This is a genomic window from Bartonella sp. TT110JLCBS (assembly GCF_042193405.1).
Lineage (GTDB): Bacteria > Pseudomonadota > Alphaproteobacteria > Rhizobiales > Rhizobiaceae > Bartonella.
The window spans coordinates 1-996 of record NZ_JBHILT010000139.1; the positions used below are offsets into that span (position 1 = coordinate 1).

Genomic DNA, 996 nt, shown 5'->3' on the forward strand with positions numbered 1-996 from the left:
CTTGAAGGCTTAAAGCGTTCTGAGGGGGCTATGTGTGGCATCTTATTGTTTTTTATTCACGAGTGGTTGTTCAAGGAGCTTTTTGAGATCTTCTGAATTCATTGCCAGTAGGTGATTTAATGTAACGGTAGTGCGGACAGAACCTTCTAAACGAGCAAGAATTTCACCCGTAAGGCTACGATGATTTGCTTCAGCAAGCTCTTCCAATTGATTTTTCAGTTCAATTGGAATGAGAAATTTAAATTGCACACGATCTTTTTTTGTCATGCACCTAAAATATACCTAAAATACACTTGACACAAGGTACCTTTATGGTACTAAATATGTGCATATGGAGGTAAAATGAAAACGATCCAATATAAAATAAATATGCCACATACATTAAAGGAGTGGTTGTTTAATCGGGCGACTGAGAATGATCGCTCTCTTTCATCTGAAATAATTAACATTCTCAAAAAAGAAAAAGCGCTAGAGCATAAGTCCGCAAAAACTCTCTCTAACGCTTTACATCTAACTAACCTGAAAGAGGTCAATTACAATGAATAATAACACATACTTACCTATCAATAAAGACAAATTAATCAAATTACGAGAAGTCGAAAACGAGCCTCGTGTTCGCGATGTGGACTTAGCAGAAAAATTAGGGTTTGTTCGTATACGTGACGTTAGAAAATTAATTACAAGAAATATGCAAGAAATAGAACGGTTTGGGAGGTGCGCCACTGTGGCGCACGTAATAAAGGGCAATAACGTAACAGAATATTGGCTTAACGAAGAGCAGGCGTTATTGATTGCGACATTATCGAATACAGAAAAATCTTCTCAAGTCCGTTATATGCTTATTAAGTTATTTGTTGCATGGCGTAGGGGCGAGATAAAGCAATCCTATGTTCAATCGATCGACTACTCCAGTCCAGCAGTAATGCTTGGTGTCTTAACGCATTTAAAAGATGAAAACGAGCGGAAAGACAATATCATTGCTAAATTAGAACCAAA

Annotated in this window: 2 protein-coding genes and 1 pseudogene; 2 read left to right on the plus strand and 1 reads right to left on the minus strand. The window is 37.1% G+C overall.

From position 1 onward, the window contains the following. Positions 1–42 precede the first annotated feature (42 nt). Positions 43–267, minus strand: a complete 225-nt coding sequence (locus tag ACFILW_RS10050; RefSeq protein WP_375608671.1) for an Arc family DNA-binding protein — start codon at positions 265–267, stop codon at positions 43–45. A gap of 75 nt (positions 268–342) precedes the next feature. Between ACFILW_RS10050 and ACFILW_RS10055 the strand changes: the two genes are divergently transcribed. Beyond that, a complete protein-coding gene (locus ACFILW_RS10055; protein WP_004859798.1) occupies positions 343–546 on the plus strand; it encodes an Arc family DNA-binding protein in 204 nt (67 codons plus the stop codon). Further along, positions 539–996 (plus strand): annotated as a pseudogene (locus ACFILW_RS10060) (phage antirepressor Ant); the annotation flags it as partial. The gene ACFILW_RS10055 and the pseudogene ACFILW_RS10060, both read left to right, overlap by 8 nt.